At 48.6% G+C, this 6547-nt stretch carries 2 protein-coding genes and 1 pseudogene; all 3 read left to right on the plus strand.

The window, feature by feature from the left end:
• Positions 1-983: 983 nt before the first annotated feature.
• Positions 984-4247: a SusC/RagA family TonB-linked outer membrane protein gene (locus tag QVP67_RS11595; RefSeq protein ID WP_022163731.1), complete on the plus strand. Its 3264-nt coding sequence runs from the start codon at positions 984-986 to the stop codon at positions 4245-4247.
• Positions 4248-4380: 133 nt separating this feature from the next.
• On the plus strand, positions 4381-5937 hold the full coding sequence (locus tag QVP67_RS11600) for a RagB/SusD family nutrient uptake outer membrane protein (RefSeq protein WP_022163732.1): 1557 nt from the start codon (positions 4381-4383) through the stop codon (positions 5935-5937).
• 280 nt (positions 5938-6217) lie between these two features.
• Positions 6218-6547: pseudogene (locus tag QVP67_RS11605) on the plus strand (AAA family ATPase); the annotation flags it as partial.

Here is a 6547-nt window from a genome sequence, read left to right on the forward strand (position 1 = left end):
TATTTCCTAAATAGGTTTCGATGGTATTTTACTGATAATCAGCAGAATATAATTATGTAGAAAGAGAGTCGAGCAAGTGTGTTGTAGAAAAGATAAATTTGAGCCAATGAGTAAGTGTTTAATATTCAAAGCATTCTATTTTTACTGAAAGAAATAGAAATAGTGCGGAACTGTATCTGACACCACTTTTCGATACCAGTAAAGAAGAACGTAAAACATTCATTATCTGTGAGGATAAGTGCTAGAAAGGTGGACGATATAATGTGGTTGACACTCCAAATTAACACCAATACCTAAAAGGATGTAAGGATATAGGATGACGAGTTCGTTTGTTTGCAGACTCTCTATCGGAATGATAGCTAAAAAGAAGAATGTAGTAATATTCTTTGTATAGCCTAACTGGTTGGGCTTATAAATTTAGGGAAGCTATCAGGAGTAAACGATGTTATTGGACAGTTACCATTCAATACTTTGATAAATGCATTTATAATGAACCTTGTTCTACTTTTTAGTTTCTCAGTAGAGAGATTCGCAGAATATCCGGCTTGATATTTATATAATGAAAGAGTAGATTCTCCAATCTGGCCGGGCATCTTGAAAAGAAGAGAAATGTCGATAAGCAGAAGGTGATATCAATGGCTTTGTCGGGTCTTTAACAGCGTTTGTACATGGTGTGTACATCTGTTTTTTACTTTAAATCATTGATTATTAGATTGTTTACGACTTTCTTGATGTACATCAAGTATCCTTGGTGTCTTGTGCTTTATACCCTATTTTTGCCACCGATAATCGCTACTGCATACATGGCTTGTGAACAACACTTGCACGGCTCGCGAACAACACTTGTACGGCTCGCGAGCGACACTTGCACGGCTCACGAGCGACACTTGCACGGCTCAAACCACTTACAGACATCGTAAAACAGGGACAAACAAGGGCATGGAAAACATACAAATTAACCATTATACGTTATGTGATTTTTTATGAAAGAGAGAGTTTTGTTATTGATCCTGTTTGTATGCCTGGGAGCGGGAATGCTTCGGGCACAAACTAAGCAGGTGACGGGTATTGTCACCTCGGCCGAGGACGGACAACCGGTAATCGGCGCTTCGGTATTGGTGAAAGGAACTTCGCAAGGGTCTATCACCAATGTAGAAGGAAAATTTCAGTTGGACGGCGTATCTGCATCAGCACAGACGCTGGTCGTTTCGTTTGTGGGCATGAAGACGCGCGAAGTGCCTGTAAGTGAGTATGTAGAAGTGGTTTTGGAAAGCGATCAGCAAGTACTGGACGAAGTACTTGTCACCGTGGCCTATGGCACCGCCAAACGTTCGTCGCTGACGGGAGCTATCTCGTCCGTCGACCAGAAACAGATTGAAATGCGTCCTACGTCGAGCGTCACTTCGGCACTCGAAGGAAGCACTTCGGGAGTACAAATCAACAGCACGTACGGCGCACCGGGCAGTACGCCCGACATCCGCATCCGAGGCATCGGAACGGTGAACGGCTCCAGTTCGCCCCTCTATGTGGTGGATGGAGTACCCTTCAGCGGAAGCATTGCCGACATCAATCCTGCTGATATTGAAAGCCTTTCGGTGCTGAAGGACGCAGCTTCGTGCGCCCTCTATGGTAACCGTGCTTCGAATGGAGTCATTCTGATTACCACCAAACGGGGCACAGCTGGCAAACTGAGTTTCGAGCTGAAAGTCAATCAGGGTATTTACTCGCGGGGCATCAAGGAATATGCCCGCACCGATGTCCGCCAGTTTATGGAAGCCAGTTGGCAAAACCTGCGCAATGCACGTATTTCGGCTGGCGACGATCCGGCCAAAGCAGCACGCTATGCCAGCGAAAACCTGATCAGCGAACAGCTTTACCTGAATATTTTCAATAAACCCGATAAGGAACTGTTTGACGCATCGGGCCGTCTGGCTGAAGGTGTACAGATGCTTCCCGGCTATGCCGACGACCTTGATTGGTATAAAGCAGCCATTCGCAACGGTTATCGTCAGGAGTATATGTTCAGCGGAAACGCTGCCGGCGAGAAGAGCGACTATTACTTCTCACTGGGTTATCTGGACGAAGAAGGCTATGTGCGCAATTCAAGTTTCGACCGCCTTTCGGCACGCGTATCGGTCAATCTGAATCCGGTAGAATGGCTTAAAGCTGGTGTTAACCTGTCGGGCAGCCATCAGAATTCGAAGATTACCACAGGCGACGAAGGTGCCTCTTTTACAAACGCCTTTATGTATTGCCGTCAGATAGCCCCCATCTATCCCGTACATCTGCACAACCCTGACGGCTCCTACCGCCTGGTCAATGGTCAGCGCCAGTACGATCCCGGTTATTATACCAACGAGCAGGATGTGGAAATAGCCACACGCAATCAGTACCAGGACCGTCATGTGGTATGGGAAAACGAGCTGGACAAGAATCAGACAGTACGCAACACCCTGCAGGGCATCGCCTATATGGATGTCAAGTTCCTGCGCGACTTTACTTTCACCGTAAAAGGGGACATGAGTCTGAGCCATTCGGAAAACAGTTCGTACGACAATGCCATCATCGGTAACGGAAAAGGCAGTAACGGACGTGCCAAACGCGAGTCCTATCGTTACAAGAGCTATACCTTCCAGCAGCAACTGAAGTGGACTCACCTTTTCGGTGCGCATCTGTTCGATGTGCTGGTGGCTCACGAGAATTTCTCGTATAACTACGATTATACTTATGGCTTCAAGACGTCGCAGATATTCCCCGACCGTCCCAACTACAGTAACTTTACCGAAATCACCAGTCTCGATGGTTACGAAAACAATTATCGTACAGAGAGTTATCTGGGACGTATCCGCTACAACTTCCGCGACCGCTACAACTTGGAAGTGTCTTTCCGTCGTGATGGTTCCTCACGCTTCCATCCCGATAACCGTTGGGGTAACTTCGGCAGTGTGGGAGCCAACTGGATAATCAGCGAAGAAGACTTTATGAAAGACGTACGCTGGGTGAACGACCTGAAGCTGCGTGCCAACTACGGTCAGGTAGGTAACGATGCAGGAGCCGGCTACTATGGCTACATGAGCCTTTATTCGGTAGCGCAGAATGCTCACAAAGGAGCCCTTTTCCTGAGCCAGAACGACTCTTACGACCTGAAGTGGGAGACGGGCGAGGCCTATGGCGTGGCTGTCGAGACACGTTTGTTCGACCGTTGGAACCTGAGCGTAGAGTACTTTGACAAGCGAAACAAAGACCTGTTGTTCGACATTTATCTGCCCCTTTCGGCAGGAGCCACTTCTTCGACAGCAGCCGAAGCTACCGTGACGCGCAATCTGGGTACTATCTCCAACCGTGGTGTTGAGATCAATACCGACGTTGACGTCTTCCGTAACAAGAACTGGACCGTCAACCTGGCTGCCAATGCCACCTTCCTGAAAAATGAAATTGTGAAACTACCCGATCAGAACAAGGATGGTATCATATCGGGTGCATACAAGATTGTGGAAGGTCGCAGCCGTTACGAGTTCTACACTTATACGTTCGAAGGAGTAGACCAATTGACCGGTAATTCCCTCTACAAAGCCAATCTGGAGGACTATTACGTCAAACTGTCCGACGGTACTACACTGGGTAACAAGCAGACCGGTACCGACATTACCAGCAAGGCAACTGTGATAAACGGAGTGCCTTATGTCACCAACACCACTTACGGTCAGCGCGAATTTCACGGTTCAGCTCTGCCTACCGTATATGGCAGCTTCACGGGTACGGTCAGCTACAAGTCGCTCACGCTTTCCGCCCTCTTCACCTATTCGTTGGGAGGTAAGACGATGGATAGCGTTTACCAGTCGCTGATGAGTACCGGTACCAGCCCCAGCAACTACCACTCTGATATTATGAAGTCGTGGACACAAGCGCCCGAAGGCATGGACGAAAATTCGCCCAACCGTATTCGGAAAGACGGTATACCGCAGATCAACAGCATGTTGAGTTCGGACAACAACGCCGTTTCTTCCCGCTGGCTTACTTCGGCCGACTATCTGGTAGTGAAGAATCTGACCCTGTCTTACCGCTTGCCGCAAACTTGGGTCGATCATATCGGCCTGCAGGCTGTAGGGTTGAACGTGACTTGTGAAAATCTCTGGACCTTTACCGCCCGTCAGGGTATGAATCCTCAGCAGTCGTTCTCCGGCGGACAAGGTAACTACCTGGTAACACCGCGTATCTTCTCGGTAGGAGTAAGTGTGAAACTTTAATAATGTATATTCATTACACAGAAGATGAGTTAAGGAGTCGGGCCTTTACATCCTTGATTGATAATTTCTTATTGCTTTTTGAAAACAGCCGGCTTGACTTCTTAACCTTCTTCAGATAAAAAACATATACGATATGAAACTGAAAAATATTCTCTGCATATCCGTAGCTTCGGCCTTGCTTACCGCTTGTTCGGCCGACTACCTCGACACGTTGCCCCAGTCGTCTACCGATACGGGCACCGTCTTCGAAACGACCGAAAATGCCCGTATGGCCGTCAACGGTCTTTGCCTGATGATGACCCAACAGTACCTGGGTCAGCAAGGAGTCAACGGCGAAGGTACTATCAAAACCTGGTATGGCAACTATCCGGGCAACGACTTCCAGAAGTGTAACCTGACGGGCTGGGCCAACATCATCAACGCTACCTATATGGAACGTAGTACTTCGCTCTATTGCTACTATCCCTGGTTCTATTATTATAAGCTGATAGGCAATGCCAACCGCATCATTGTCAACATAGGCAATGCTGCCGGTACAGATGCTGAACGCGACTTTATCCGCGCACAGGCACTCACCATACGGGCTTACTCGTATCTGATGCTCAGTCAGCTCTATTGCCACCGCTGGGCCGACAGTAATCAGGGAGCTTCGCGCGGACTACCATTGAGGCTCGATACGTCCGACGGCGATCTGCCAGCATCAACCCTGGCACAGGTTTATCAGCAGATATACACCGATCTCGATGCCGCCATCGACGCTTATACCCGCAGCAAGCTGACGCGCGACCGTGGCGACAACCACAGTCCCGACCTTGCGGTAGCTTATGCTGTCTATGCCCGTGCTGCTCTGACGCGTGAAGACTGGGCTTCGGCTGCCAAGTATGCTCCACTGGCCCGTAAAGACTATCCGCTGATGAGCAATGCCGACTATGTGGACGGCGGCTTCAGCACCCCCAACAGTGAGTGGATATGGAGTAGCTATAGTGCTCCCGACCAGACACTTTACTATTTTTCTTTCTTTGCTTTCCAGGGCAGTAATTCCAGTGCCAGCATTTGCCGTGCATACCCTTGTGCCATCAGTAAAGAGCTCTACGACCGCATCCCCGAAACCGATGTACGCCGTAACATGTTCCTTGCTCCCCGCGAGGGCGATGTTTACAATACAGCCAACGGCAGTGCCACCAGCGGACCTATGCTGGAACGTGCCCGCAAGGAGTATGCCGACAAAATCTACTCTACCAGCCAGATATTTGCCTATATGCAGTTCAAGTTTCTTTGTACAAGTCAGCCCGGAGTGGGACAACTGAACCATTTCCGTTCGGCAGAGATGTATCTGATTGAAGCTGAAGCTAATTGCCATCTGGGAGGAAAAGATAAAGAGACACAAGCCCTTCTGCAAGCCTTGATAAAGGACAGTGGCCGCAATCCGCAATACACCTGCGACAAAAGCGGCGACCAATTGCTCGAAGAGGTGAAACTTTATCGCCGCATTGAGCTTTGGGGCGAAGGCTTCGACTGGTTCGACCATAAGCGCTGGCGTCAGCCGGTAGTGCGTCATGCCTATCCCGAAGGCAGCTTCCATGCTCAGTTTGCCATAACTCTGAAGCCCGAAGACAGCAACAACTGGACGTGGGTCTATCCGGCCAAAGAAGTGGACTACAACGGTGCACTGGACAGCTACATCGAATAAATCTTATACTTTAACCAATTCATATTCTTTACCTACAATTCTCTCTGAAGTCTGTTCGGGAGGCTCGGTTTCTTCGGAGGCCGTTGCCTCCCGGCTTTCGTTGTATATAGGGCATCCGGACATCTTTTCTCAATAAAATCATTGTCAGGTTAATAACTTTATTAATCTCTTTCATTATCTTTAGGTAAGTTAGGATGTGTTTCAGCAAAAAAATCAAGCAAGCTTGTTTTTTCTGTATTCGACTTTCCGTATCTTTGTTTGCAATAAAACAGAGAATATCATGGAAATACCTGCTGACTATATACGACGTATCGAAATCCACGGCCTGTGGCACCGTTACGACATTGCCTGGGACCTTCGTCCCGATGTCAATATCCTTTCGGGCATCAACGGTGTAGGAAAAACAACCATTCTGAACCGTTCGGTAGGCTATCTGGAGCAAACCTCCGGAGCCATGAAAACGGACGAAAAGAATGGAGTGCGCGTCATTTTCGACAATCCCGAAGCTACTTACATCCCTTACGACGTCATCCGCAGTTACGACCGCCCGCTCATCATGGGCGACTTCACCGCACGGATGGCCGACCCGAATGTGAGGTCTGAACTCGAC

The organism is Bacteroides sp. CAG:633, assembly GCF_000435115.1.
GTDB lineage: Bacteria > Bacteroidota > Bacteroidia > Bacteroidales > Bacteroidaceae > Bacteroides > Bacteroides ndongoniae.

Bases quoted from the DNA above. Each gene is read 5' to 3' on its own strand.
- QVP67_RS11595 (WP_022163731.1), top strand. From the start codon at position 984: ATGAAAGAGAGAGTTTTGTTATTGATCCTGTTTGTATGCCTGGGAGCG.
- QVP67_RS11600 (WP_022163732.1), top strand. From the start codon at position 4,381: ATGAAACTGAAAAATATTCTCTGCATATCCGTAGCTTCGGCCTTGCTT.